The following is a 25,972-nucleotide window of genomic DNA, read 5'->3' on the forward strand; positions in this document are numbered from 1 at the left end:
GTTTCAATCCCTCGTAGGTAGGCTGGAAACGCAAATAGCAGAAAGAGATGCTAAAGATATTAAGAAGTTTCAATCCCTCGTAGGTAGGCTGGAAACAGGAGTTGAATCCATTTAGGGAAGGTGGGTAATCATTAGGTTTCAATCCCTCGTAGGTAGGCTGGAAACCCAGCACAGCCCCCATGGTATTTACCATCATACCAATGTTTCAATCCCTCGTAGGTAGGCTGGAAACTACACCGGAGCGGTTAATAGCTTTTTCTGTAGAAAAAGTTTCAATCCCTCGTAGGTAGGCTGGAAACGACGATACTTGGCACCTATGGCCAATTGTTCATCGAGTTTCAATCCCTCGTAGGTAGGCTGGAAACAAACTTGGCCGATCACGAGACCAGCCTAAAAAACGACGTTTCAATCCCTCGTAGGTAGGCTGGAAACCCTCGTCAATCAGTTCCCTCAGTTCTGTCCTCAACTCGTTTCAATCCCTCGTAGGTAGGCTGGAAACCAATCGTTCCCATAACCACCTATGACCTCCCTTCTTCCCGTTTCAATCCCTCGTAGGTAGGCTGGAAACGGAAATTGAGGTATCAATGTATGCTTGATGTTTTTGTTTCAATCCCTCGTAGGTAGGCTGGAAACCTAATTTTCCTATTCGGGCGGGCAACAAGAAAGAAGGTTTCAATCCCTCGTAGGTAGGCTGGAAACTCCATTCTCACGAACCTGAAGAGATTGACGAAGAGAGTTTCAATCCCTCGTAGGTAGGCTGGAAACCCTGAACAGAACCTTCACTCGTGACTTAGTAACAGGGTTTCAATCCCTCGTAGGTAGGCTGGAAACTTGGTTACCTGTGCCGTCGTGGACTATGTAGAAATACGTTTCAATCCCTCGTAGGTAGGCTGGAAACGTTTTCTTGTTATGAGAGTGTTTACATGGATATACGTTTCAATCCCTCGTAGGTAGGCTGGAAACTGGGCAAAGAAGGCATCAACAGGATTACTATTGCCCGTTTCAATCCCTCGTAGGTAGGCTGGAAACCCGCTTCGACCCGTTACCACGGCCCAGGAGGTCTACGTTTCAATCCCTCGTAGGTAGGCTGGAAACGAAGGAAGAAGCTCGGCGGGTGATTTGGGTGAAATAGTTTCAATCCCTCGTAGGTAGGCTGGAAACATAGTTATAGTTATAGTTATAGGTTTCGGTATCTGCGTTTCAATCCCTCGTAGGTAGGCTGGAAACAACGAGGCGGCTCTAAGGATTGCGGTTCATTATGCTGTTTCAATCCCTCGTAGGTAGGCTGGAAACTCGCGCCAGAAGCCCAGCGCGATGTTTGTACCGCTGTTTCAATCCCTCGTAGGTAGGCTGGAAACTTCTAGGGCGCTGGTGTCTATCCCCGGCAAGGCCAGTTTCAATCCCTCGTAGGTAGGCTGGAAACGAAGAATGGCCGCCCTTTAAAGTGGGTGACTGCGTAGGTTTCAATCCCTCGTAGGTAGGCTGGAAACCTTCGGAACGACAATACGCCGTCCGATACGGATAGCGTTTCAATCCCTCGTAGGTAGGCTGGAAACTCAACTTCAACTACGAAGGCGACATCAAAGTAATGCGTTTCAATCCCTCGTAGGTAGGCTGGAAACAGCTTGATGAGAAAGGCTAGAGTAGCCCATTCTTTCAGTTTCAATCCCTCGTAGGTAGGCTGGAAACGCCTCTTGACCGGGGCATACGTTTTATTGAAGCTGTTGTTTCAATCCCTCGTAGGTAGGCTGGAAACAAAGGTCCCAGCCCGTTAGAGGAGGTGCTGGGCCAGGTTTCAATCCCTCGTAGGTAGGCTGGAAACATATCGCACCGAGGCTGGAGGTCAACAAAAACGTCGCGTTTCAATCCCTCGTAGGTAGGCTGGAAACCAGCAAGTACCGCCAGGCCGCCTTCCGGGAGAAGGCGTTTCAATCCCTCGTAGGTAGGCTGGAAACAGGTACCCTTAATCTTCGTATGATACCACCGCCAGAGTTTCAATCCCTCGTAGGTAGGCTGGAAACGTGCTATCACTTCTCCCCACTCCTAATCAACATACTGTTTCAATCCCTCGTAGGTAGGCTGGAAACAGAAATAGAACTAACCACCGCCGATACCACACCAGCGTTTCAATCCCTCGTAGGTAGGCTGGAAACTACACCACCCTGGTCGCTTGTTCAGATGGTCTTTGCCGTTTCAATCCCTCGTAGGTAGGCTGGAAACTATAACGTTATAAAGACGTTTCAAAGGATTATCAGAGTTTCAATCCCTCGTAGGTAGGCTGGAAACCGTTATTCTGGTTTCCCAAGACGACAGGATGATAGAGTTTCAATCCCTCGTAGGTAGGCTGGAAACGAGTTGTACTGTTACTGTAGATAAAATTAGTATTACGTTTCAATCCCTCGTAGGTAGGCTGGAAACCTGTGTGCCAGCAGGAGGAGGATTTCACGTTCATAGCGTTTCAATCCCTCGTAGGTAGGCTGGAAACTCATAAGTCAAACTTTTGGCTACTCATGCAGTACAGTTTCAATCCCTCGTAGGTAGGCTGGAAACCTATGCTATTTGCCAGTGCCGACCTCTGCCATAAATCCGTTTCAATCCCTCGTAGGTAGGCTGGAAACTCCTGTGTATGATACTGCAATGTCATCAAATACCGCGTTTCAATCCCTCGTAGGTAGGCTGGAAACATTAGGAAGTGCATTGATTACGTTGTTAGGTAGCTTGTTTCAATCCCTCGTAGGTAGGCTGGAAACCTATTTGGGGCGCATAGATTAAGGATTCCCCTTGCCGCCGTGCGCTCCCTTGTCCTTGCATCTCGTCGGGCCGAAAGCCGTCCCTGCCGCGCCGGGTGCGGGTTTTGTCCCCCGGCAGGTTGTCGTCGATCTCCGGGCTTTTTTGCATTATTGGACATCGACGACAATTTTCCTGCCGGCGGAGGGCAAAAACCTACGAAGGCAGGTTGCCGCTCAGAAGAACCAGCTTTCACCGCCCTTCTGGATGCCCATAAGTTCTCTTCTGGTGTACTTTTCGTTTCCCAAAATATAAAAAAGCACGGAATCCTCCTTTGTGTCGATAACTCGGGCAAGGTCGCTTCGCAGGGCGCGAAAGGTGGCTTCGGTAAGTTCGCCTTCGAGCACCGAGTTCTGCACCCAGGTAAGATACCGGCGGGCGGTTTTCAGTACCTTGCCCACGCGGGATACGTTAACGTCGTAGACGAGAATAACGTACATATGCTACCACCGACTGACGAAGGGTTCATAGGGTTGTTCGCCCATAAGGTGCTTTTCCACCTTATAAAGCTCCAGGCGCAGGAGGGTCTGGTAGCTTACGTTGCGTCTGAGACGCCGATGGTGGAAGGTGGTCTGAAGCTTTTCTTCCAGCTCTTGAACGTAGAGGCGCCGGCCCCGTTCTTTCAGGAGATAGGCGCCGCCACGGCGTTCGAAGTCCTCAAGCCCCACCATTTTCTTCCCCACGAGGTTAAAAAGCACGCGGTCGGCGAGGATGGGTTTAAAGATTTCCGCCACGTCAAGGTTGAGGGTGAACCGCCGGAAATTGGTGGCGTGCAGGTAGCCGATCCGGGGGTCGAGATGTGTTTTGTAGATTTCTGTCAGGACCTTGGCGTAGACCAGGGAGTTGCCAAAGCTTATAAGAGCATTTAAGGGGTCGGCAGGAGGGCGCTTGCTCCGCCCGGTAATGGTAAAAGGCAATCCCTCCAGGATGGTGTTAAAGCTCTCGTAATAGTAGCCACGGGCGTTCCCCTCAACGGCCATCAGCTCTTCCACGCTGCCGCAGGCGGGTAGGCTTTCCTCTGCAAGGCGGGTAATCGACTCGACATAGGGGGCCAGTTCTTTGCCCCGGTTCTGGTAATAGCGCAAAACTTGCAAGATGTTGGCCAGCGCGCCGTCCACGAACTTCCGGGCCAGCTCCAGGCGGCGCGCGGGGTCCAGGTAGTGCTCCGCCTGCCGCAGAATTACGTACCCGGAGTTGTAATGCTCCCGCGGGTAGAAGCTTCCCACGTAGTTGCCGTAGTAGCCGAAAAAGTGGAGAATAATCTCGTTCTCCTCCATAAACTCGAGCAGCTTCTTGTTCAGGTCAACTTCGCCAAAAACGAAGATATCCCGCAGACTCACGACCGGAAAGTACTTTGTTCCCTCGTCGCTCTCTACGCAGATAGTATTGTCTTTGCGCCGGAGCCGGCCGCTCGCGAAAAGATATAACGTTTTCTGCAAAGTAGTCCCCCCTGGCCGTTTTTTATGCCCAGCAAAATTCAGTATAGGCGCACTTATTGCAAAAAGAAGTCCTTTCTGGCGGCGGAGCTTGTTCCTGCAAAACCAGCATCAGGACGCTCTCTTTCAGGTGTTCCACCTGCTGCGCCAGGCTTTCGTCCAGGACCATCCGCTCCCGCCGTCGCTCTTCGGGAAAGAGCAATTCGCCCTTGGCCTCGATCCCCATCTCCCGCAGTTCGTAGAGATAAAAGGCAAGCTGCATCCGCGCAGCCGCCCGGGCCCGGGACGACTTTTTGACTTCCGCCACTATCAGGTTCTCATCGTCCCTCCGGATAAGGTCAAGGCTCAAATGTTCCAGGCGCACTTCTTTGCGCTCGCGGCCATAGCTCTGGCCCTGGATAAGCCGCCCCATATGTAAAAACACGTTGTCTTCATCCGGGGATATCTGCCTGTACATGAGCCAGGCCTTCCTACGGCATATCACATAGGCGTTGACTAAACTCCCCACAACCGGGGGCACATGGACGGGCCGACCTGCCATAAGAGAGCTCTGTTCTTCCATTCCTTGGTTACGCCCACACGAGAAACTTGGGCAGCTGTGGGCTTCCCGCAGAACCTCCTCTTCCTCTTCTTGGTCTCTTGAGGACCCACCTTGCTCACTATCACCAGGATAACCCGGCGTTTGGTCTGCCATCTTCTGTACCCTCATACCTTTGTCCTAAGGTTATCAAGTAGAAGCGTTCCTCAACATGGCAAATAACCCGGCCTTACCACATCTCCATACCCGAAGGGGCTTCCTCTTTACCGGGCGGCGCCAGACCTATTTCTTTACTATAGGGAAGCTCTGTAAGAAAACATCCTAAATCGGGCAGAGGAGAGAACCATTCAGAAAAAGCTGCCAGCCAATAGATCGGAACAGGCACCAGCAGTTCCACAATCCGCCAACGCTCGTTTCTTTCCATGAATTCAAAAGCCTCATCTTTCAGGTCTCCAGGCAAAACCTCAAGGGAAAGCTGCCCGCGGCGGGTGGTGAATTTGGCCCGCATCTCTTCGTCCGAAAGATCTATTGTGTAGCAGCCTAATATTTCTTGCACCTCGCGCAGTGTTTTGCGCCCTTCTTCCATATCTTGCCGGTAGGAACGGGTAGAAGCTAATTCCTCATAAAGGCGATTGGTAACAGCAACCCAATCCCTATCGCTCGGCAGCGCAGGCAATTCATTTAAAAGGTCCCAGCTCCAGGTTAGAATTTCCTTGCCATATATTTTTTCTGAGCCCTCGTCCCATTGCTGAAATACGAAAACCGGTGCTGCAGAGTTTGTCCCCCTTCTATTAACTCGTCCCATACGCTGCACTAAAGCATCCACAGGGGCCACCTCGGTAAAGAGGGAATCGTAAGAAATATCCAGGCTTACTTCCACAATTTGGGTGGCCACGAGAATAGTTCCCGGTTCTGCCTGTTCGAGTTGCTCTTCCTTCTTCTGGCGGTCCCGGAAGGCAAAGCGGGAATGGAGCAGGTGCACCCGTTTGCCGCCGCGTTCCCGCAGTGCTTGATAAATCTCCTGGGCCCGCCTTACCGTGTTGGCTATGACAAGAACGGTCTTCCCTTGCCCGGCGGAAGATAAAATTTCTTCCAGGGCATCATCTAACGCCTCCGAACGCAGGTGAAGCCGATGGCGCCGGCGCTCCCAAAGAGGGCCTTCCGCCTCCAAGAGGGGCCCGGAACCAAAGAGCTCCATTAAAATCTGGGGCAATGTAGCGCTGGCCAATGCCAGACGGGCCGGCGGTTCCTTAGCTAAGGCTTCCAAAAGGAGACCTAGGGTATAGGGATCGTAGCTATGAATCTCGTCTAACACGACCGTGGCCCTGCGGGCAAGGGCCCGCCGTTCCTCCCAGTGCCGCCCGTGGAGGTGAGCCAATAGATACTGGTCCAGAGTTCCGACCACTACAGGTTTAGCGAACACCGAAGCGAAGAGGCGCAGGTCCAGAGGATTCTCCTCCGACTCCTTGCGCAGGATATACCCCGCCTTGCCGTGAGCCAGGCCTACTTTTTCCTCGCCATAGATTTTACGCAAGCGGCGCCACATGGCATTGGCGGTCGCCTGGGTAGGAAGAAGATAAAGAAGGCGCTCCGTATCCCCTGCCCAGAGAAGCAAAGCCTCAGTTTTACCTGTGCCCGTAGGCGCCCGAAGCAAAAGCCTGGTTCCCTGGTCTTCACCCGCCTTTTGTTGAAAAGTTCGCAGGCTGATGGCCTTTCCCCTGATAAATGCGGAGACAGCTTCTTTGCCTTGCTGCAAAAAGAGAGCGGCAGCCTGCTGCTCTTTCGAAGATGCCAGCCAGTCGGCAAGGTGAAGAACTGCTTTTACGTCGGCGAAGTCCTTTGGTGGAAGTTCCTTAAATACCCCTCGCAGGCTCTTTCTCGTTGACTCGAGAGGTAGGCTTGCGTCCAGCAGGGCAGCAGGAGACTCTCCCCGATGGTAAAAGAGGAGGCATTCCTCTAAGAACGGTAAGACTTCTTCCAGCCCTACTTCTCTCAAGTATTCCCACAGGGACTCGAGAAAGGCAGACAGCTCGCCGTGATAATCCGGGCCGCAGTATCCCTTATAAACTTCCGGCCCTAAGGGAGAATGGTGGCTAACCACAGCCGCTGCCGCAAGGGGCTGCATTTTAAAAGCACGCAACTCCGCAACGAGCACAAAGGGCAGAGAGGCCAGAGCATGGGGATAGGCCTTGCCCCTCCGCCCCCGGACATGAGCCTGAAAACTATGAGTCGCTTTACCTAAATCATGGAAAGCACACGCGAGGACCGCTCTTTTCTTTAACTCAGGAGTAAGACCCAAACGCTGGGCCAGTATTCTCCCCTGTTCCGTCACCTCCCTCAGGTGGACCAGGAGGGGGACATCCGGTTTGCCAAGGAGGGTGAATTCATCCACGTAAAGCTCCTCCCTTCCAGCGCCTCCAGGGTAAAAACCTCTTTCTGCCCGGGGACTTCGACTTCTAAATCAAAGGGGAGGAAAGTAAAGGGCGTGGCCCCTACTGGATGACGCATCCCCCTTTGGTCAAGTTCGAAACCCAAAGGCAAAACTTCTACAACTGGAGGCTCGAAAATAATCCCTGGCCGGGGTAACCAGCGAAAATCAAGCTGCCGGAGATCCCCTGGAATAACGGTGCCAAAAAAGCGGGCTTCCCCTGCAACTGCCCTTTCCAGGCCCATATCTTCCAGAATAATTAATTCATCTTCGCGCCCTAAGGATAGAGGGTATACAGGGTCTGTAAAGGCAGCCTGCAAAGCCTCTAGCAGGTCAGTCGGGCCACCATAAAGCAACATGTAGCGAGCAAAGAAAAGGAGTTCGCGAAAATAGGGAGAACGTTCCGTGATTTTATTGTTTTTGATCTTCATTACTGTCCACATGTCCCGGGCACCACCAGGCTTTTGCAGAGCGAGGGCCGCAACGAGCAGCCCCTGTAAGGGAGGACCCTTGTGCCAGAGTTCCCCTTCAGAGAGGCCAAGGGCCGCCCCTGCCAGGCCCAAAAGCGTAGTGGGAGGCGGTAAAAGTAACGTCCGCTGGTAGTTATGGTCCAGCGGCCGGCGAAAGGAGGCTACGGGCGCAGCCACCTTTACCCAGAGGACGTTCATAGCTTTCCTAAATCCTCCTTGGCCTTAGCTATCGCCCCATGGACGGTGTACACAGGACCGTAATCCTGAAGTTGTTGCCGAATTTCCGCCTCATTGCCGAAAAATCCGCTTTCCAGCCCGAATATAACTGTTTCCTGATAGTTTTTGAACTTCTCCAAAGCACCCAGCAACGGGTCAGGGTTGAGGTAAAAAGAACCCTCAACAAAACGAGCCTGTAAAGCCTCTAAGAAAACCGGATGCTTTACCTTCAGCCGTGCGTAGGCGAGGAAACGCGGCGAAAGGTCGCTGAGCATCCGGGCCGTTCGCCCCCCACCCCAGAGGAGGCCCAAGGCCTCAAGAAGGGCCTGGAGGCGGCGCTGCCTCTCCGCTGCGGAAAGGATATAGAACTGGCGGCCGTTTTTCTCTATCTTTTCTGCCCCTTCAGGTACTTCCTTTTGCTTCCCTACCTCCAGGTCACTGAATATCCCTATCCTGTCCAGTTCCACCAGCATATTTCCTTTAAACAAATTGGCGTAGAGCTCGGTCTCGAACATGTTGCCCCCCGCCTCCATAGTTTGACCAAAGCGCTCGAAGGAGCGGGTCCCCAGGTCCCGGTCACCCTGGAAGGGGAAAAGACCTACAGCTGCTGAAACCCGCACGGGGGAAGTCCGGCGACGGCCACCGGAGGGGTCCAGATACCCGAACAGGTCCTCGTCTATAAACTCCCACGGGCGAACAGGCGGGGTAACCTCTTGCCCGCTAACCAGAGCCGAGGTCTCCGACAAGGTAAAACCCAGCTCTTCCATCCGGTCGCGCAGCATCCTCCGCTGTGCCTGTCCGGAAAAATAGGGGACAGAGCTGCCGTCGGGCAGGGTGACCTTCTTCGCCACCATCACATTACCTTCTGTGTGCGAAGCATTGATGTTGCCCGCCGATACCTTCATCAAATAACCCAGGGCAACAGCTTTACTCGCCTGCAGATTGCTCATTGGCACTTCCTCCTTGTTCAGGTTTAGGGCCTTTCTCGGCCCGGAGATAGTTGTTCATGGCATATATGGAAAGCATAGTTTTAACCCGCACCCACGGGCTGCCAGCGACGCGCTCTCCCTGCCCTATCTCCAGCAGCTTTTCGGGCACAGTCAGCTCAAGCCGAAACTGGATGTCATTTAAAACACGTAAGAATTCCTCCAGGTTCTTGGCATTCCGCAGCCCATAGAGGAGCCCCATCTCATTTTTTTCGTGGGCCGCAGTCCCGAGGCTGTGGCCAAAGCCACCCAGCACCCTTAGCAGATTCTCATCCACATTCAATACCTCCTTGGCATAATGGTCTAATACAGGTTCCGTCCCCCAGGACAGAGGGAACGGATTCTTCTCTTTGGCCCGGGCGTCAAACAGAAAGGCCTCCACGTAGGGTAAGGGATCACTAAATTCCAGCACGGCCCAGGCTATCTTTTCCCGCCACAAAGTGTTGTACTGGTTCCCCTCCCTCGTCTGAAACTGGCGGAAGACATTCGTCAGAGTACGCTGCGGGTTGTCGCCCCCCAATGCCTTTATCCAGGCTTCGTAAAGGCGATAAAGCGCGTGGAGATGGGAAAACTCGCGGAAGACTTGCATGTTAAATGCCTGTCCTGGCTTTCCCGTAATTGCATACAGGGTGAGAGGAGCTGGAGGCAAAGAATCCTCCGCCCCCAGAAGGGAGGCCAGCAATTTTCTTCCTTCTTCAGAAAGGTGTTCCGAGCGCCGCACGTGGGAAAAGAGTTCCAGCAGCAAACCTAAAGTTGTCTCGTGCAGGTAAGGGCCGGAGAAAGGAAGCCCAATATTGCCCCCTCTGCTTTCTCTTAATAAGCTTAAAGGGTGCAATACTTCCCGCCGGAGACGGGTTATTTCGTCTAAATCGCTGTGGAAGAGGAAGAAATGCAGCGCGTCCCTTCCTTGGGCCACCCAAAGCCAGTTTAGATATCCTGCTGCCCCTGCCACGGCGCATCGTGGACATAAATTGATACCCCGTTTTCCCCTGGAATAAAAATTGCCGAATTTCCCAGGATCGACAATAAAAGGGAACATCCACATTTTGGCATCGGTTACAGGAGCAAGGTCCCCGCAAACATCGCAGTATTTCTGATTTTTGCTGAACCGGAGGCCCAGCTCGAAGCAAGGAGGGTGAATGGGATACTCTTTGCCGCTGAACTTCTTTTTAGGCGCGTTGCCTGAAACCTTGATAAAAAGATTGGTAGGGTAAACCCAATTTACCTTCTCATACTCCCTCAATTCCCCTGTATTCTCGTCGAGGTATTCGCCTACGTTGCCCGTCTTCTGCAATAGACGCTGCTGGACCTCTTCCAGGATTTTATCAACCGGATAGGTTCCTTCGCCCACCAAATCGCACAAAGCTACCAAACCGTTGTCTACCCAGAAATTCCCTGTAGGATGCTCCTGATCAAGTTGAACCTGAATTTCCGGTTGCTTCCTGGAAATATTCCTACCAGCCATTAAGTCACCTCCTTCGCTAATCGTTACTGCCAAGTATCCATCCTCACACGTAATGAAAAGCAGCAGCCTGCCACTCCATACCTTAGCAGATAACGGAGTTCCTGCCGAGATATGGCACTAATATTCTTAGTGGTAGCCGATTACTATAGAGAAGCTGTGGATTTTGGTGTGATTCTCGGCTTTTATACTAGAACGCACCCTGACAACCATCTGTTAACAGCTGTTCTAACTCCTGAACCATTTGCTTTGCCCTACCAATTACGCTTTCCGGAGATGCCGGGCAATCGTTCATGGCGCAATGGGCCACATCATTGCGCAGATTAGTCAACTGTTCCCAAAGTTCGGTCACTTCACGCGCTTCTGGCAGGAGATCATACCACGAAGGAACAGAAGCCTCGGTTACCTTATCTTTTTTCAAACTCTGTACCGCAAGCCCCAGTGCACGCTCCAGTTCTTCCCGGACCATCCGGTTCAGCCACTTACCAAACCCCGCACGCCAGGCCAGCCAGTTAACCAGCCATTCGCGTTCCATAAGCACGGCCTGAACGATAAGATCCTTTTCAATGTAGTGCCTGATGAGCGACAGTTGACACCGGAGCCCCTCCTCGTCAAGTGCCCGTGCATCATCTGCTGTCAGAGGCGAAAGCTCGTCGGTAAGGCGAGAAAGAACGTGCCTGAAGGGCTTCGCCCAGCGCGCTGCTTCCTGCTCCACCTGCCGTGCAAGGGTTTGCGCTCTGGCCGCTGCATCCAGCGCTTCCAAAGGCCGCAATAACCGCACGGACTGAGAAAACTCCTTAATACATCTCGCCATCCTCTGGAGCTGGCGCGGCAGTTCGCCTTCACCCCGCTCACCAGAAAGCCATGGTCGGCGGTGCGCCTCCGCCAGCAAATCCGCCAGTCTTTCCCCCTCACTGCGAACGGTAAAGGCCTCTACCGCCTGTAGCCATTCATGCAGATCCACCAGCATGGTCAGATCGAAGACAGGGGCGCGCGACACCCCGTCCGGTCCGGTCTCTCTAGCCTCGTACGCTCCATAGATGATGCGCTCCAGGCGGATTCCCCTGGTCCGTCTGAGATAATTGATGACGCCAAAAATCACGAACGGGAGGGAACGAAAGGCGTGCGTCACGTCGAAAATAACCCCCGCTCCCTCCGGGACGGCATCAGATACAATGTCGAAGATCTGCCAGAGTTCCTCCTCGGTCCTGCCCAGGGGTATAGGCACCGGTTGTAAACGTTCGCCAAGTGTACGCTCCATCTCATGGTAGTTTTCGTGGGCCTGGGCCTCGGGTGTGACCATGAGTAGGAATTTCTCCGGTTGGAATAAAACGTTTACAGCCAAGGGGAAAAGGGCCGTGCGATAGGTCCGGGGTTCCTGCCCGTGGGGTGCCCAACAATATTCAATCTCCTTGTACGTGGTGGGACCGATGGTGCTAAGCACTATAAGCATCGGACCATCTCCCTCCTCTTGACGCAGCAGGTTAGCGGAGCTATTCCGCCGGGGTGCAGCAGCCGTAGCCCTGGGAGTTTTTTGCCCCCAGGCCGGCGTCGAGGGCAACCTGCAAGAGCGCCGGGTCGCCGGAAAGCTCGTATTCGCCCATCCAGCCTTTGACGACGGTTTCTTTGTAACGGGTTACCTTCAGGTCCCGGTCTTCTACCCGCACCGGCCGGATGGTGAACCCATCCGCTCGTGCCGGGCGCCCGTAGACCAGAAGGTGTTTTTTCGCCAGGTTACTTGCCACCAGTTCGGTGAAGCGCGGCTCAAAGGGCGAATAGTAATACGTAAACTTCCGCCCGTCAGCGCCGGAAAGGGTACTGTAAACGACCACCGGCGACAGCATCCGCACCTGAAGGGTATCTTGTCTCACCCGAGGGGCTGCAGTTGCGAACTCTTTCACCTCCAACTGGGCATCTCCGAGCCGCACCTGCCCCTTACGGAGAAAACCGGTACCGAGTTCCTGGAGAATGAAGGGGATGGGGGAACAGACAACTAAGCGCAGCGGTGGGGTGAGCACCAGCCGGCCGGCCGCCTGGTCGTAACGCACATCACGCCCCAAGAGCCGCGAAAAGGTAAAGAGCTTAAAGCGGCGCTTCTCCAGGGCAAAGCCCTGCTCGTGCAGATAGCTCCTGAGCACCGGATTATCCATATAGCGATAGATCAGCCCCTGGAGCAAATGGCCGTACTGAACGGGAACGGCCACCGGCCCCGGGGCACTGAAGAAGATAGTAAGCTGCACAGGTAATACCTCCTGTGACAAATTTTTAAGGGAGTAACCATTAAGAGCCGCTCACTCGTGTCGGTCTTCGGCGGAATTGCAGCCAATTGCCTGCTATTACAGTCCTGCTTGTCCGGCCTCTCGCAGTCCTTGGTGATGACAATCTTATCGGTTTCTGTGATCACGATGGCGGAAAACAATGAACCGCAAAAACAGACCGAGAAGTGAAAACCAAGCTGATATCATCCGCACCTCGCAGCGTGGAGATTAGCTCCAAGGTAATTACATCTTCACGAAACCAGTCTTGATTTTTCGCTAAAGCACGTAGATTCATTTCCGCCTCACTGTCAGGGCGGCGCAGGTCCGCGATGGTCCAATAGTACCGTTTAAGCACTGCCCATTGCTGTCCGACCGTGACCGTGTGCTCGTCTACGCGGCTGAGCAGTTGTTGACCTGCCATCGGCAACAGATAGTCCCGACGGAACTCGCTCAAGTCAAGCGCCTGAAACTCTGTCCAGAAAATGGAATGGTTCTTGAGTCGCGACAACAAATCCTCATCGCGTAGGGCCGGCCTGCTTCCTCTAACACTTCCAGAATAGCGCGAGCTCGGTCATCCAACCGCAGGTAAATAACGGGGATGTCCACCCAGAAGCGGTCGCGTTCCGTACCAAGGTCACGCTTCGGCGTGGTATGGTGCAGGCACCGATCGTCGTCGGAGAGAAGATAGTATAGACAGGCAGGGCCGCCCAGCAGCGCAGCAGGAAGCTGAAGGGCAAGGTGAGGACATTGGTCCCGCCCGTCAGGTTAATCCAGATTTCTTACCTACTTCCCCTGGCGGCTTGGAGGCGTGCATGACTCGTGCAACGCGCTCAAAAGTGACCTGCGGGTCCGTGCGGTTGATCTCACACCAGTAGAGCGGCACCTCGTTCCTACCCCTTGCTACCCGCCTTAAGTCATCCAGCAGCACTCGCTTCAGCACTTTAGGCATCGGATCTCCCCACTTTACCGTGCCGCGTGTTTGACCAGCAGGATTCTCAATGTACTCCCGGCAGAGACCGTTTTCTCACCCTTCGATCACTTCGCGGGTGGTGAAAAACACAAGAGCTTGAACATCACCGCGCTTGCCCTGTTGGGCGAATTCACCCGACGGTGGCAAAGAACGCTGCGTCGGTATCATTCCAACGTTCGTAGCGGTCTGCCAGATACGAAATTGTCGCTGTGACTGCCCCGGGCGAGCGCCCCACGCCCATGAAATGGAAGACGCCCATGGTATCCCTCCCGTTCAACGCCGCCGTCGCTGCTGTCTCTGCTGAGGTGGTTGTCGGCGCGGCATTGGAGCCTCATGTATTTCGTGCACCTGCTGTGCTATGTAGAAACGCATCAACCGCACCGCCCATCCCAGCACTTGCTGCATTGCCGCAGCGTCAGACCGATACCCGGTTAAGTGCCGGCGGCAAACTTCCAGCATCACTTTGTAATAGTCCAACGTCCGGCTGCTGCGCACCAGAAACCGTCCATGCTGCACCAGCATGTTTAAGAAGCGAAAGAAACGCTCCCCATCCTTATGGGTGCGCAGATATACGAAGGCCTTCTGCACCTCGTTTGGGTCACAGTCACGCTCGACCAGTTCGCGCGCAACGACGTCAGCAACTCGCCACATTGCGTCGTTAATATCAATCACCCCCCATCGAGATTTTATTAAATCTCTTCTCGGCTAAGCTCCTGTGCAAGCTCCCTTGCTTCCTGGTGATGGGGATTCAATTTGAGTGCCCTAGAAACTATTCTCTTTGCTTCGCCCTTTCGTCCCTCCTTCGCCCGCAGTGCCGCAAGGCGAACAGTTGCTTCTACAGACACAGGAGAGCGACTGCATGCCGCTTTCTGATAAGCCATGGCGGCATAATGAAGTTCCTCCAGCTCTTCGGCTAAGCTAGCAACTTCAAACCATTCCTTTGAATCAGGCATACCGATCCTGATTGCCTGGCGGATCGCTATCCTTGCTTCTTCTAGCGCATCTTGGCGTTCATCTTCAGACGAAGCTAAACGTGCCCTCCACAGCCATCTGCGCGCATGGCGGTATTCTGCTACACCGTCTTTCCAGATTCGGATTCTTTCGCTTGAACGATTTTTCAACCAGTTGCAAATGGCTGCCAATATGACATTCAGCAACTCCATGCCCTCTGACCTCAACTTGCCATTAGCTTCAATAACTTTGGGAAGGGCAGGAACGCTGTCTATCTTCACAGAAAATGTCATGCAATCGTTCCAGATTGGGGCTTACTAACAAACTTTTTGCTTCGGCAACTAAGTCGTTACGGTCAGCCTTGCTCACCGAACTGTCGAAAGCTAAGGCATCGGAGGCAATATCCCGCGTTTCCACGGATTCTATCCTAACCTCTATTGAACCACAACAGGCAGGCTTGGCACCGCCCAGCTTGAGGACGAAAGGTGGGTTGCCTTGACCCAAAGCTGTCAGCAATACACCCAACTCCGGTCCTGTTAGGTTGGTAAAGTCCACACGCAGCCGAAAACGGCTCCCGGCTTCGCATACTTCCAAAGGCACATTGCCTTTGGCGGGTTGCCCGTGAAAGTAAAACTTGCGCCCTATCACTGTCCCGCTACGGTCGTAATAAACGCGGGCATGGGTACGCGGAGCGAACAAAGACGGGGTAAGTATAGTGGTCAACTTTCCCTGAATTAACAATGCGTCAACAAACCTTACTTGCCCCTGATAGCCCATCGCCCCGAACAGGCGGCAAGCCGGGCAAAGCAAGGCATTCTCGTCATTACTTTTGCACGGCTCAAACTCGCGCGGTATCCTGTCTCGTAGAGTCCGAGACTGCACCCGTACGCAAGAGCGGGTGATTGCTTCCACCACACTGCGCACCGCGCCCTTCAGCGAAGAGCCTGGAATAGCGATTTTGCCGCCTATGCGGAAATGGGCTTTGACCAGCGGAATGCGGCCACTACCGGTCAGTTCGATACTTCCGGAGGCCACGTGTACCGGGGTGAGCGCCACCAGTTCACCCATGATGACACCGCTCAACAGCCCCCGTTTCAAGCTGTCATGCCCGGCAGGTTTCACCCGCTCCACCCGGTCGGGTAAGGGGACAAAGTCATACGGTTTTGGTTCTTGGGGACCGCGAAAAGCCATCTATCTCACCCCCTTTAATCGAAGGAATTGTACCTCCCCTGATGAGGTGCAATAGTAAAGACAGAGCAGCCGTCCTTCTTTACACTCTGCAGGATAGCACAAACGCCGCGGCAGGCGGCTCTCCATACGGAGATGCGGAGCCATCCGGTCAGGCCTTCCCCAAGCCATGAACATCGCACGTTCGCCCGGCGGAGCAACCTGCCATTTAACACCGATCTGTTGGAAGCCTTCCAATTGCAGTGTCGCGTCTTCGCACAGCACGAGTACATCGTTATGCTCGCTGTCTGATGGCCGCTTCCAGCGGACCTCACAGGTAGCACAGAAAACACTTCCCTGCGTCCACTCGACTACCAGCGTTGGCGCCACCGAACTGTCGAAGCTTCCAAAGGCAGTCTCCGTGACGCGGGTGACAAGATACCATGCCTTCTGGGCATTAGAGACTCGCTCCACCAGCAACTTAGCTACCTCAGCGTAGCTCAGCCTCGGATGTCGGAGCACAACTCCCTGCCTGGTCGTCACCATCTTCCGCCCACCACCTGCTCAACAACCTGCCGCCATGCCTTTACGCACTCGCGCCAGAGCGCCTTTATCTGAGCATCGTCTGTGAGCGTCACATACGGCTCGCCCCAATCGTCAGCAGTCAACACCACACCATCAGGCAGGGCAATACTATCGCCGTCGTCCAGCCCGTAACTCTCACCCGGTATAAACTTTCCCGCGCCTGCCAGTTGAGTGGGCGGAGTGCCCGGTTTGTTGCTGCCCGGCAACGTTAGCGTTTCCTTCAGCGTACAAGCAGGATAGCGGAAGGCAACCTCTGTAACGCACGCTTTTACCATGCCTAGCCCTCGCGACTTGGCAAAACCTACACCAACGCGTTGCATCTCAAAATCCCGTAGCGCTAAAGCCAGCAGCCCAAGCTGAGCGATGGTGAAGTTGCGCACCTGAATCCGACAGGTAAATGTTCCTGAGGTCGCCACCTCGTAGTTGAAGGGCCCAACGGCAACCGAACCAAATACCCGGTCGATGGCGACACCGTTACGCTCCTCAGTCTTTACCCTCTCGGGGTCATCTGGATAGGCATCGGTCACCCGCATACGACTGGCAAGCCTTGTATTTCCGAACAAGCGACAAACAAAACAGGAACGGCGGTAAATTTCTTCTGCCTTGCCTGCCAGATCTTCCTTTTCCTTCTCCCACTGCTGGCTGCAGGAAATCTTCTCGTGGAGAGGATCGCAGCTCAACCGCCGCTTGGAGAGTTCCCCGGCTACATCATCAGGCTGTACGGTGCGGGCAAGCCTTTCACAGTGCGCCCGGATGACACCTTTCAAACTGCTGCCAGGCAGATAGATAGTTTCCCTGCCCTGATAGATCGTCCGCACGAACTCCATGTCGGGTCGGGTCGGGTCGGCGCCGCCCTCGCCGGCTTTGATAAGCATGGGGCCCTCCGGCTCGATGCGCAACGTTAATGTCGCTTCGTTGTAAAGCTGCTTGAACATCAGACCATCACCTGCCCTGCTGCCTTTGCAAGTTTCTTCTTGAAGGCCTCAATCCACGTCCTCACCATCTGATCGCCCACATCCTCAAACCCCTCACCGTCCAGAAAGCGAATGAGTTTCTCGAGGCGGGCCTCACCTTCTTCACCGTCAAGTAAAAACAGCTTACGCTCCTCCCAGTTCAGCCTGACCCAACCTAAACCGCGGCTTTTGCTGCCGCCAATAGGAACGTAACCGTGCTCAAATTCTTTCAGTCCAATAAAGAGCATCCCCCACTGCCACGGCTCGCCGTTCTCCATGAGCAATCGGACACCAAAGCGGGTGCCTGCCGGAACAACTTCATAGTCGTAGAGCTTGCCTTCAGCCGCCGTTTCGGTATCTCTGTCAATCGCGACGCCGTCCCGGATCTGAAACTGGCCAAACCACAGGCTTTCGTCCACCAGTAAATCGCGCACCAATACTTTGGATGCCAGCCACGGTGAGCCGAAGGTGAGGCAAAGCAGACAGCTCTCGCTTATAATGCGCTCTGTTAAGACTTCGTCACGCTGGCGTGCATCGACCTCGCGCACCCTCTCCTTAAATTCCTGCATGTCTTGTGCGGTGATGCACCATTCCTCGCTCTCTGCAGGATTGCACACAACCTTACGATTATTGCTGACTGCCCGCACCAGGCTTTCCAGCCGCGAACGCAGCACGCCTTTGAAGCTGGAGCCGGGAATGTAAGGCCTGCCAAGAGCATCCCGCACCACCGGCAGATCGGTACCGACTACTTCTGTCGAACGCCCTGCACCGATGCGGAAGGCGGTCTCAGCAGTAAGCCAGCCGGATAGTTCGAGGCGGCTCCGGAATCTATCGAACATTGCTATCTGCCTCCTTCGTTGCCTCCGCAATATCGTCCCAACGTTGCGTTTTTGAGCCATAGTAGAACCATCGGTTCAGGTAACCTAAGTAAAGACGCACCAGGCGCAGGCGAGCTTCATGCATGACTTCATCCCGATCCACCTCCTGCACCTCCTGATGCACCTCATCTGCCACCTCGGCGGCAATTCCGGGAACCACACCCTTTTCAATATCCTCTACAACTTTCTGCCCGAAGTTGTTGTACAACCACGCCTGGTTCCCCCCGCTGCGCCCCATCTGATAACGAATAAAGTTCGTTACCACGTCGATGCCTGGATTAGACATGGCCACATCCAAGACGTTGCGGATCTGGTTCTCCCGCATCGTCTTGTCCCCCTGCAGCAAACAGACTTGCCGCCCGGCAGCCCGTAACAGTTTATCCAACCGCCGATTAATCGCCCGCTCCAACACCAAACGCGTGCGCAATTCCCTTATTTCCTTTGCCTCCTTGCGACCACTCATACCGGATGTTCCCTCCTTGCCAAGACATGAAATTCATCACATACGCGCACCTGCCCAAACCCTTCCGCCGTTCTCTCTCCGATGCCCCATCGCTCCATGTCAAGCAGTGCCTTATCCCACTGCTCAGGATGCTTCGTCCAGAAGAGAAACACGCTCCCCCTTGACGCCACAACATCCACATCCTTCGGCAGTCCCCACGCCACGTTCCAACCACCGCGGTAGTCATAGCTGCTGTAAGCGCGAACAAGCTGGAGCGAGTCGTCGTGTACCTTACACAGGCGTTGAAGCATCCGCTCGCTCAACACCATCGTTGGCAGCCAGCCGTCTTCTTTCAACACGGCGTCTGAGTATAGGTTAATGGTGAAGTAAGTACCGTTATCGGGGTTGTGCTTAGGCTGGCCACAACCCGGCAGTCCCTTTAACAGGCTCCAAAATTCCCTAATAGCATCGTTTAATTTCTGTCTCCGCTGCCGGATCTGCTCAAGATGCTCGTTATCATCCACAGTCATTTTTTCCGGTTTCAAGCGCACCTGCCCCAGGCCGCGCGAGATACCGCTGCCCAAATGCCTGATTTGCCTGAGGTATTGAGAAAGCAGATCCGCGTGAGCAGTCGTTGTGATGATCGCCAGAAAAATCGCGGGGCGGTATTTGCCGTCGCTGTCATAACTACCTTCACTGATGACAATGGGCGAGTATAACAGTTCATCCTCAGCAACGGCCCTGCAGCGGTTAATGGCCACGCGTGTAAGCAACCGCTGGGTAACTTTCCCGGGGCGAAAAGCGTCTCCGTCACGGTAATAGAACCCGGAGTGCCGTTCCATCCTGGCGCCGCAGCGCCTCCCGGCAGATAGAAAGTAGCCGCACTTAGGCAGATACAGCAACCCTGCCGGTTTTAGCGCCTCGAAACAGAGCTGCTCTATCAGGGTGTCTATAACTCCGTGTTTCCCCTCGCCGCGCAGGCCGCCTTCAACTTTGCACGACACCGCTGTCGCCGGGAACACGTAAGGCGCGGGGTAAGCGTTAGTGAAAACCGCAGGGTGACTGCTGTTAAAAAGCGCTTTGAATTCGGCACTGCCTTCCAGGTTATCCCTCAGCATCAAATCGGCCACAGCGCCCCGCAGCACCGAACCGGGAACATAATGCATGCTTTCTCGGAACTGCCCTGCAGGACGCCGTTCACTGAAGCAGAGCGGCGACTCTGCCTCAATCTCAACCCTTAATCGCTCCACAAACGCCTCACCTCCCGCCAATCGGTCATTTCTACCGGTTTCCCGTCGAAAACCGCCGATGCTTCCACACCGAATCTAATGCGCCCTTCTTCTTCCCGCCGTATTATCCAACCCAGGCCCCGCGACTTCATTCCACCCCAGGCGGGGATGAGTTTCAGACCCGCCAGAAGCAGCTTAACTTGCGCCTCGCTGTCAAGGGTGCCGCTGATGGCCTCGGCGTTGAAAAAGCGCAACCCCGGAAAGTAGGGCGCCGTCTCCACCAGGAAAAGCCGTCTTTCAGCAACCGTGGCCCGTCGCCTGTTCATGCCGATCATGGCGCGAAAAGAGGGAACAGGCGGCTCGCAACCCAGTTCCACGCCGTCCATGTCCAAAACCAAATCGTGAAAGCGCAGCAGGCTAGGATAGGCAGGGCTTCCGAAGATACGGCAAAGCGTGCATGGTGAGTCAATGCCCGGTACGTTGGGACACATCGTCTCGGCGCGGGGTGGCTCACAGATGCTCTTTCCCATGCCACGCAAAAGTTGCTCACACGCATGACGCAACTTCCCTTTTACCTGCGAGCCAGGGATAATAAACTGCCCTTTTGCGTTCCGCTCAACTACACGGTCGGCAATGCTGCTTAATGCACCCGCTGCTGCAACGCTGGGAGGAGTCTGGAAGACCAAAGCAATGCTAACGTTTACCGACTTACCCGACACCCTGCAACCCCCTCTCTGGAACAAAATCATAAATCTCCACCAAATCACCAAGCACGGTCTCGAACTTATACTCATACTTATCCGGTTCGTCATTTTCCCGGCGCATCCAAAGGCCGATGTTGCCTGGCCACCCATGCTGTTCGGTGCCGGTCCACACCCCTTCTAGGGCTTTACGCACCTCTTCAGAATGGCGCAGACGGGCTTGAAAATAAAAGTACTCCACTACGGACGCCAGCCACCCCTTTTCAAGCTGTTCGCGGAGCCTGTAAAGCTGGGACCTTGGAAAATCCGCTCGCTTAAGCGCCTTCACTGCATCAAGCAAAGCGCGAAGCTCTGGCACTGTGTAGGGCTTAGCTGTTAAGTGCAAGTTGTTGCGTTTTAGTACCCTTCCACGAAAATCACGGATGTTCGTAGCGATCATTCCAGTGGATTTGAGCACAAGGAAGTCTATCGTCGCTCCGTAATAATCCTCGTCACGCAGCCGCTTTGCTTTCGCCTTTGCCGATTTTAGCAGCTCTTCCACCAGTTGCCTTAGGAAAAAGATAGGGGTGTGCTGCTCGGCGATAACAACTCCGGCCGAAAGGCTGACTTTTGACTGTACGGCCGGCCCTCTTTCGTTCTGCATTTGAATCCGATGCACCCGTCGCCATTGATAGTCCTTGGTTTGTTGAGTAATGGGATACCTGCTCAACGCCTTTTCCGCTTCTTGAGCAATGGTAATGGCGACTGGTAAGGCAACATGGGCTGGAACGATCAAAAACACATCATCGCCGCCGATGCTCAGGACCTCGAAGGTATGCAGCCACCGATCTTTCTTTGGGTGCAAACGGCGTGGACGCAAATGCGTTGCCAGAGCGGTGAAGGTTGCATTCATCGTCTCCTGATAGACAGCTTCGGCAAATTCCTGGTAGTCGGCAGGAGTTTTCAGCTCTTCCAGGAGTGCCCCCATGTTATTACCATCTGCATAAATAACACCGATGAAGTCTTCCGGCTCAGAGGCCTTTGCAATGTCATCAAGGTCGTCGGGAGCTTGCGCTCGCCTGGCATCGGCATAATAGGCTTGCTTTAGCACAGAATGCTCCTCCAGCCATTCATCAAAGGTGCCTGACCACGCCTTCGCTTCCAGCGGTTCCCAGCTGAATCCGGCATCTTTGAACCAGCCGGTTTGCTTGGGACTTTCTTTCTTTGCTCGCTGTCCGAAGACTCTTTTCCGAGCACAAGGCTCGCACAACCACTCGCCTACCTCTTCTCCCTCAAAACGGCGTTTCACAACCGCGTTTCGCCGCTCGCAGCTTTGGCAACGCCTTGCATAAGGTACGGTCTCCAAATGAGGTACGGGCTTTGGAACTCTATTGTCTACTCTATTGCCCTCTCGCCGACGTAATTTTTCCAGCGCCAGCCCTGCTGCGACCTCGCCGAAAGTTTTTCGGGAACGGGAGAAGAAGGATTCACCGTAGTAATCGTGCAGCAAATCCTTCAAGGATTCGTTCGCCACAGCATCGAAGTCATCCGCCCAGAACTCGAGGGGGCGCAACCCAAACCGCAGCTCCAGCAGTGAGCAGGAACGCCAGACCGCCACGCTGTTCGCAATCAGCGTCTGCCTCGTGTAAAGGCACTCAATAGCTTCGGCAAGAAAGGCGGCGAGCTTCAGCGGGGCAAAAGCGAACACCTCACCGCCGTTAGCATAGATGATGCACTCCTTACAATCTGGTGGTTCAACACCATAGCAAGCATAAAACCATTCCCTGACCTGTTTTACTAACTGCTGAGCTTCCGCTATCTCTCCCTCATCAATCTCAGACCTGCAGCGTAGTTGCTTGAGCCAGTCCGGTTCCTGGGCGAAAAGAGCAGGGATGTCGCGGAGGTTGATGCGGTCCAGCAATCCACTCGCGCCGCGAATTTCTGGCAGCTTGGCAGATTCGAAGACATATTGTTTTATTTTCGTGGCCCCACCCATGATCACGGCAACGCGGGGTGAGTTCAACCGCTCACTAAGTTGCACCAGGCGGCAGCGTTGAAGCGCATCTTTCGTTTGGAACCGTTCTTGCTGGTCATCCTGAGGTGTCACAATCAGACGGGCGGCTTCGGCGATAGACGCTACAACATCCCCTTCTGTTCCTTGAGGCATATGGTCGGCTTCTACGAGTTCCCTAAGTCGTTCTAATTCGGGAGGGGCAAGCCCCCGTTCATAAGCTAAGCAATAAGCGATGCCCCACGCTAACTTGCTCGCTCTCTTTTCCACGCTGTTTGTCACCTTCCTCGCACTTTATCAGCTTTCATACTTTGCTCACAACTAAAAAGGTTGTCAGTGGCCCAACTATGAAGGCATCCTTGTCTTACCGTACTGAGCAGCCAGATGCCTGTATTGAGCTTGTAAGCAATCGTAATCTCGCCTCATCGCCTGCCCCGGGCGCATTCGCGGATGGTCTGCAGGTTCAGGATCTCGGCCACTTCGAAGCGGGGCGGTACGGAGCCTGGTACGGGGCGCAGGCGCACCGCCGGCAGGAAGTAGCCACAACGCCCGTGCAGCTCGGCCAGGAGCGTCACCGCGCTGAAGTTCAGAGACGGCAGGTTGACTAGTAAGGGCAGCGTCTGCCACTCCTGCGGCGTAAGCCCGGCCCGGTCGGCCATAGCTATAACCTGAGGAACTATGGGCTGCTGGGGATCGATCTGGGCGTCGATTTCGATCACCCGGTCTACCTTTTTTCCGGCAAGCTCTTCCAGTTGCTGCAACTGCTCCGCAGTAAGGGGATGGGAAAAGTTGAGGAGAATCAAGATCTTCTACCCTCCTAATACCCTCTTTACCGTATTGACCAGCTTTCTTCTATCTTCTTCTGACAACTTTCCGCTTTGCGCCGAGGGAAGTTCGATTACTGTGATCCGGTGGGCATCAGCGAGCTGCCGGTTGTTCGGTTCGTATTCCCGGTCTAAGATGAGAAACTTTTCGGTATAGGTCCCCAGGAAGCGCTGCTCGGCGGCGGTGATTATCTGCTCGATACCTTCCTTACTTCTAGCCTTCTTGCCGGTTTTCACTTCGGCAATTCCCACGCGGTTGCCGCAGCGAAGGACGAGATCGATTTCTAGACCGCCAAGTTCTGGCACCGGTTTAACCGAATTCTTTACTTCGTCAAGTTCCGACCGCAATACCGCATGCACCATTCGCTCAAACTCGTTCTTGAATTCGTCGGTTTCCGTGTAGCCTTCTAGATGTGCTTTCAGGTAAAGGTCGATGTCGAGCACCGGTGGAACCTCGTCTGCTTTTTCGAGTTCCGGGCCGCGCTTTAAGAACCGGTAATGGTATACTACGCTTTTCTTTCCCTCGCTCTGCACGTAAAGAAACGGGCAGGAAAGCTGCTCCGCCAGGCGGTAAGCCGCCAGCGCCATAGGCTTGGTGCCGCCTGTAAGGTTAAAAATAATCTTATCCGGAGGCCAGTTTTCTTCCCTAACAACCGACTTAAGCTTGCTCTCGATCTTAGCCATATTATAAGGATCAACATCAACAGGCTTATCCTTAACTGAAATACCGCGCTCTTTGAGGACCGAACACAAGCGTTCACTAACTGCTTTGGTGCGCTCTGTGCAGACCAGAACCGCATGCTGGGGCTGCGCGTAAAGCACGGCCAGCAGGTTCGGTATCGGCTGTTCACCAATGAGAGAGATCATTATTGTCCCATCCACAGCATCTATTTCCTCCTTAAGTTTCTTTCAGACACTTTTCCGCCAGCAGGTGACAAATCTGACGCTTTGCGGCTCACCCCTCCGCCTCCGCCAGAACAAAATAGGGCGCAAATTCAGCGATCAGCACGCTGCGGTCCACGTTGCCCGCCGGGTAGTCGAGCCATTCCCTGAGCTTTTCGTAAACGTTGCGGAGCTGGTTGGCTACGGTCTGCTCGCTTTTGCCGAGTGCTTTAGCGATACTGGCGTTGTCAAGGCCCCGGCACGCCAGCCGGACCACCTCACGCTCGGCTCTGGTGAGCCAGTAACGGACGAACTCCTTTTTCCGCTTCATCTGCGCATTACGGCTTAGCCGCTCGTACCAGGCCACCACCTCCGCCGGCTCGTCTAACTCCGCCACCGTCCGTACAAGGGTACCGGCCTCGGCCCAGCGCAACACCGGTACCGGGACCAGCCAGACCCTGTCCGCAGGCGATAGGTGCAACCGGCGTTCTGCGCCCGGGTGCCAGCCTTCGGTGACCAGGTGCCAGACGCAATCTTCAGGGCCGAAAAGCAGCTGGGCGACTACCATGCCCATAATTCCCATAACCTTGCGGCCACCCGAAATGCACAGGTGCACCGTAACACCGTGCTGGCGGGCGCGCCGGACCTCCACGTACAGGGTGCGCAGCAGCGCCCGCAGGTCGTCTTCACTACGGAAGTCAACGACCGGCCCCCTGGCGGAAACGACGGGCGCTTTCCGCAACTGCACGCCCGGATAGAAGCCTTTCGCGAACTCAGCCTCGACTGCCGCCAGCGCCTCCCCCACGCCGGGGCCCAGGGTGTAAACCACCGCGGCTTCGCCGATGAAGCGCCCATGAGCCAAAAGCCGGTCGAGGGTGATGGTCACCACCTGGGGCTCCACGCCGAGGGTAGCAATCAGAACCTCCGCGTTCTCACCCTTAAAAGCCGCATTGCCCCTCATGCTTATCTTCTCCCGGGCCGGTAGGGTACGGCCAGGCTCCTGGTTACTCTTTTTAATAGTAATGGAATACCAGACACGTCTCTGTTCACCGCAACGGCACCCCTTTCGAAAAGCACAGCACAGGGAGTCCCGTCACCAGCGGACGGTTTAAGATGTGGCGTAAAAAAATTTCTAGAGGTGGCAGCTTAATGCGAATAGTGTCGAAAAAAGGCGAAAAGAAAAAGGCAGGGAATTCTTCCCCTGCCTGTTCGCATCCCTGCTTTTTGCGGCCATCCTTTCAGCAAGCATTTTTTCCGGCCCTTTTTTCAATATTCTTTTAATACTTTGAAGTGTTCTTTGAGGAGTTGTCGGGCTAATGGCATCCACATCCTGACAAATATCCTACTCAGGGTATACTTGTTCGACACATGTCGGCTATTTCCTGCTAACTCTTCATAAATTTTCAAGTTTCCCGAACTTTCAAGTTCCCGCCTGCCTGCTTTCCTTTTGCAGTAGGCCTTGAAGTTCTGCCCAGCAATATTTTTGTGAAGTATATCTCAGCACACCGGAGCAATAAATTCAACAGTATGACGGGGCATGATATGGCAGTCTTAAACGGGCAAAACCGGGGGCTGCGCAAGCTGAACCCAGCTGATTAGACGCAAACTGGGGCGGTTGCTTTTTCCGCTTGCGGGATTGCTCAGAAGAAGCGGAGTGCTATAATAGACTCGATTGCTGCTGCCGAAAATCTCCGGAAGGGGGAAGGTTTCCGTGGATTACAAAAAGCTCAGTAAACAGATCTCCTACGCCTTGAGGCATGCCCCGTGGAAGTACGGCCTTGAACTGGACGGGGAAGGGTGGGCGAACCTCCGGCAACTG

General features: G+C 54.3%; 23 protein-coding genes and 1 CRISPR repeat array. Of the genes, 1 reads left to right on the plus strand and 22 read right to left on the minus strand.

What is annotated here, in order from left to right:
* A CRISPR array of direct repeats spans positions 1 to 2,750; the repeat unit is 30 nt; unit sequence GTTTCAATCCCTCGTAGGTAGGCTGGAAAC.
* A gap of 213 nt (positions 2,751 to 2,963) precedes the next feature.
* From cas2 to HPY58_13950, 22 genes are all read right to left on the minus strand, one after another.
* Positions 2,964 to 3,227, minus strand: coding sequence for a CRISPR-associated endonuclease Cas2 (gene cas2, locus HPY58_13845; protein ID NPV30696.1), 264 nt, complete (start codon positions 3,225 to 3,227; stop codon positions 2,964 to 2,966).
* Positions 3,228 to 3,230: 3 nt separating this feature from the next.
* Complete coding sequence (gene cas1b / locus HPY58_13850) at positions 3,231 to 4,226, minus strand: type I-B CRISPR-associated endonuclease Cas1 (protein ID NPV30697.1); 996 nt, start codon at positions 4,224 to 4,226, stop codon at positions 3,231 to 3,233.
* A 22-nt stretch (positions 4,227 to 4,248) separates the two neighbouring features.
* Complete coding sequence (gene cas4 / locus HPY58_13855) at positions 4,249 to 4,764, minus strand: CRISPR-associated protein Cas4 (GenBank protein ID NPV30698.1); 516 nt, start codon at positions 4,762 to 4,764, stop codon at positions 4,249 to 4,251.
* Between the two features lie 226 nt (positions 4,765 to 4,990).
* Positions 4,991 to 7,153, minus strand: a complete 2,163-nt coding sequence (gene cas3 / locus HPY58_13860) for a CRISPR-associated helicase Cas3' (GenBank protein NPV30699.1) — start codon at positions 7,151 to 7,153, stop codon at positions 4,991 to 4,993.
* The gene (gene cas5 / locus HPY58_13865) at positions 7,099 to 7,857 is read right to left on the minus strand and encodes a CRISPR-associated protein Cas5 (GenBank protein ID NPV30700.1); all 759 of its coding nucleotides are present in this window, start codon (positions 7,855 to 7,857) and stop codon (positions 7,099 to 7,101) included. Before cas5 ends, cas3 begins: the two co-directional genes overlap by 55 nt.
* Positions 7,854 to 8,825 carry a type I-B CRISPR-associated protein Cas7/Cst2/DevR gene (cas7i, locus tag HPY58_13870; protein ID NPV30701.1) on the minus strand — a complete coding sequence of 324 codons (972 nt, stop codon included), beginning with the start codon at positions 8,823 to 8,825 and terminating at the stop codon, positions 7,854 to 7,856. The genes cas5 and cas7i overlap by 4 nt, the downstream gene beginning before the upstream one ends.
* The gene (locus HPY58_13875) at positions 8,803 to 10,326 is read right to left on the minus strand and encodes a hypothetical protein (GenBank protein ID NPV30702.1); all 1,524 of its coding nucleotides are present in this window, start codon (positions 10,324 to 10,326) and stop codon (positions 8,803 to 8,805) included. The genes cas7i and HPY58_13875 overlap by 23 nt, the downstream gene beginning before the upstream one ends.
* 187 nt (positions 10,327 to 10,513) lie before the next feature.
* The gene (locus tag HPY58_13880; protein ID NPV30703.1) at positions 10,514 to 11,776 is read right to left on the minus strand and encodes a TIGR02221 family CRISPR-associated protein; all 1,263 of its coding nucleotides are present in this window, start codon (positions 11,774 to 11,776) and stop codon (positions 10,514 to 10,516) included.
* Between the two features lie 40 nt (positions 11,777 to 11,816).
* Positions 11,817 to 12,563, minus strand: coding sequence for a CRISPR-associated endoribonuclease Cas6 (cas6, locus tag HPY58_13885; protein NPV30704.1), 747 nt, complete (start codon positions 12,561 to 12,563; stop codon positions 11,817 to 11,819).
* Positions 12,564 to 12,723: 160 nt separating this feature from the next.
* A complete protein-coding gene (locus HPY58_13890; protein NPV30705.1) occupies positions 12,724 to 13,089 on the minus strand; it encodes a hypothetical protein in 366 nt (121 codons plus the stop codon).
* A gap of 735 nt (positions 13,090 to 13,824) precedes the next feature.
* Positions 13,825 to 14,223 carry a hypothetical protein gene (locus HPY58_13895; GenBank protein NPV30706.1) on the minus strand — a complete coding sequence of 133 codons (399 nt, stop codon included), beginning with the start codon at positions 14,221 to 14,223 and terminating at the stop codon, positions 13,825 to 13,827.
* 17 nt (positions 14,224 to 14,240) lie between these two features.
* Positions 14,241 to 14,783, minus strand: a complete 543-nt coding sequence (locus HPY58_13900) for a hypothetical protein (protein NPV30707.1) — start codon at positions 14,781 to 14,783, stop codon at positions 14,241 to 14,243.
* Complete coding sequence (locus HPY58_13905; GenBank protein NPV30708.1) at positions 14,743 to 15,693, minus strand: hypothetical protein; 951 nt, start codon at positions 15,691 to 15,693, stop codon at positions 14,743 to 14,745. The genes HPY58_13900 and HPY58_13905 overlap by 41 nt, the downstream gene beginning before the upstream one ends.
* 515 nt (positions 15,694 to 16,208) lie before the next feature.
* On the minus strand, positions 16,209 to 17,189 hold the full coding sequence (locus HPY58_13910) for a CRISPR-associated protein (GenBank protein ID NPV30709.1): 981 nt from the start codon (positions 17,187 to 17,189) through the stop codon (positions 16,209 to 16,211).
* Positions 17,189 to 18,046, minus strand: a complete 858-nt coding sequence (locus tag HPY58_13915; GenBank protein ID NPV30710.1) for a CRISPR-associated RAMP protein — start codon at positions 18,044 to 18,046, stop codon at positions 17,189 to 17,191. The genes HPY58_13910 and HPY58_13915 overlap by 1 nt, the downstream gene beginning before the upstream one ends.
* A complete protein-coding gene (locus HPY58_13920) occupies positions 18,036 to 18,548 on the minus strand; it encodes a hypothetical protein (GenBank protein ID NPV30711.1) in 513 nt (170 codons plus the stop codon). Before HPY58_13920 ends, HPY58_13915 begins: the two co-directional genes overlap by 11 nt.
* Complete coding sequence (gene csx10, locus HPY58_13925) at positions 18,545 to 19,777, minus strand: CRISPR-associated RAMP protein Csx10 (protein ID NPV30712.1); 1,233 nt, start codon at positions 19,775 to 19,777, stop codon at positions 18,545 to 18,547. Before csx10 ends, HPY58_13920 begins: the two co-directional genes overlap by 4 nt.
* On the minus strand, positions 19,765 to 20,475 hold the full coding sequence (locus HPY58_13930; GenBank protein NPV30713.1) for a hypothetical protein: 711 nt from the start codon (positions 20,473 to 20,475) through the stop codon (positions 19,765 to 19,767). The genes csx10 and HPY58_13930 overlap by 13 nt, the downstream gene beginning before the upstream one ends.
* Complete coding sequence (gene cas10, locus HPY58_13935) at positions 20,465 to 22,717, minus strand: type III-B CRISPR-associated protein Cas10/Cmr2 (GenBank protein ID NPV30714.1); 2,253 nt, start codon at positions 22,715 to 22,717, stop codon at positions 20,465 to 20,467. The genes HPY58_13930 and cas10 overlap by 11 nt, the downstream gene beginning before the upstream one ends.
* 152 nt (positions 22,718 to 22,869) lie before the next feature.
* Complete coding sequence (locus tag HPY58_13940; protein ID NPV30715.1) at positions 22,870 to 23,250, minus strand: hypothetical protein; 381 nt, start codon at positions 23,248 to 23,250, stop codon at positions 22,870 to 22,872.
* Between the two features lie 6 nt (positions 23,251 to 23,256).
* Positions 23,257 to 24,153, minus strand: coding sequence for a DUF1887 family protein (locus HPY58_13945; protein ID NPV30716.1), 897 nt, complete (start codon positions 24,151 to 24,153; stop codon positions 23,257 to 23,259).
* A 73-nt stretch (positions 24,154 to 24,226) separates the two neighbouring features.
* Positions 24,227 to 25,114 carry a CRISPR-associated protein Csx14 gene (locus tag HPY58_13950; protein NPV30717.1) on the minus strand — a complete coding sequence of 296 codons (888 nt, stop codon included), beginning with the start codon at positions 25,112 to 25,114 and terminating at the stop codon, positions 24,227 to 24,229.
* 750 nt (positions 25,115 to 25,864) lie between these two features.
* Between HPY58_13950 and HPY58_13955 the strand changes: the two genes are divergently transcribed.
* The coding region (locus HPY58_13955; GenBank protein ID NPV30718.1) for an RNA 2'-phosphotransferase at positions 25,865 to 25,972 on the plus strand (108 nt) is incomplete at its 3' end.

The organism is Bacillota bacterium, from assembly GCA_013177945.1.
In the GTDB taxonomy this organism is placed as follows: Bacteria; Bacillota; DSM-12270; order Thermacetogeniales; family Thermacetogeniaceae; genus Ch130.

Excerpts from the sequence above, each read along its gene's own strand:
- HPY58_13875 (NPV30702.1), bottom strand. The coding sequence starts at position 10,326 with ATGGCTGGTAGGAATATTTCCAGGAAGCAACCGGAAATTCAGGTTCAA.
- HPY58_13950 (NPV30717.1), bottom strand. The coding sequence starts at position 25,114 with ATGAGGGGCAATGCGGCTTTTAAGGGTGAGAACGCGGAGGTTCTGATT.
- HPY58_13880 (NPV30703.1), bottom strand. The coding sequence starts at position 11,776 with ATGCTTATAGTGCTTAGCACCATCGGTCCCACCACGTACAAGGAGATT.
- cas5 (NPV30700.1), bottom strand. The coding sequence starts at position 7,857 with ATGAACGTCCTCTGGGTAAAGGTGGCTGCGCCCGTAGCCTCCTTTCGC.
- HPY58_13920 (NPV30711.1), bottom strand. The coding sequence starts at position 18,548 with ATGAGTGGTCGCAAGGAGGCAAAGGAAATAAGGGAATTGCGCACGCGT.
- cas4 (NPV30698.1), bottom strand. The coding sequence starts at position 4,764 with ATGGCAGGTCGGCCCGTCCATGTGCCCCCGGTTGTGGGGAGTTTAGTC.
- cas7i (NPV30701.1), bottom strand. The coding sequence starts at position 8,825 with ATGAGCAATCTGCAGGCGAGTAAAGCTGTTGCCCTGGGTTATTTGATG.
- HPY58_13905 (NPV30708.1), bottom strand. The coding sequence starts at position 15,693 with ATGGCTTTTCGCGGTCCCCAAGAACCAAAACCGTATGACTTTGTCCCC.
- HPY58_13915 (NPV30710.1), bottom strand. The coding sequence starts at position 18,046 with ATGTTCGATAGATTCCGGAGCCGCCTCGAACTATCCGGCTGGCTTACT.
- cas2 (NPV30696.1), bottom strand. The coding sequence starts at position 3,227 with ATGTACGTTATTCTCGTCTACGACGTTAACGTATCCCGCGTGGGCAAG.
- HPY58_13910 (NPV30709.1), bottom strand. The coding sequence starts at position 17,189 with ATGTTCAAGCAGCTTTACAACGAAGCGACATTAACGTTGCGCATCGAG.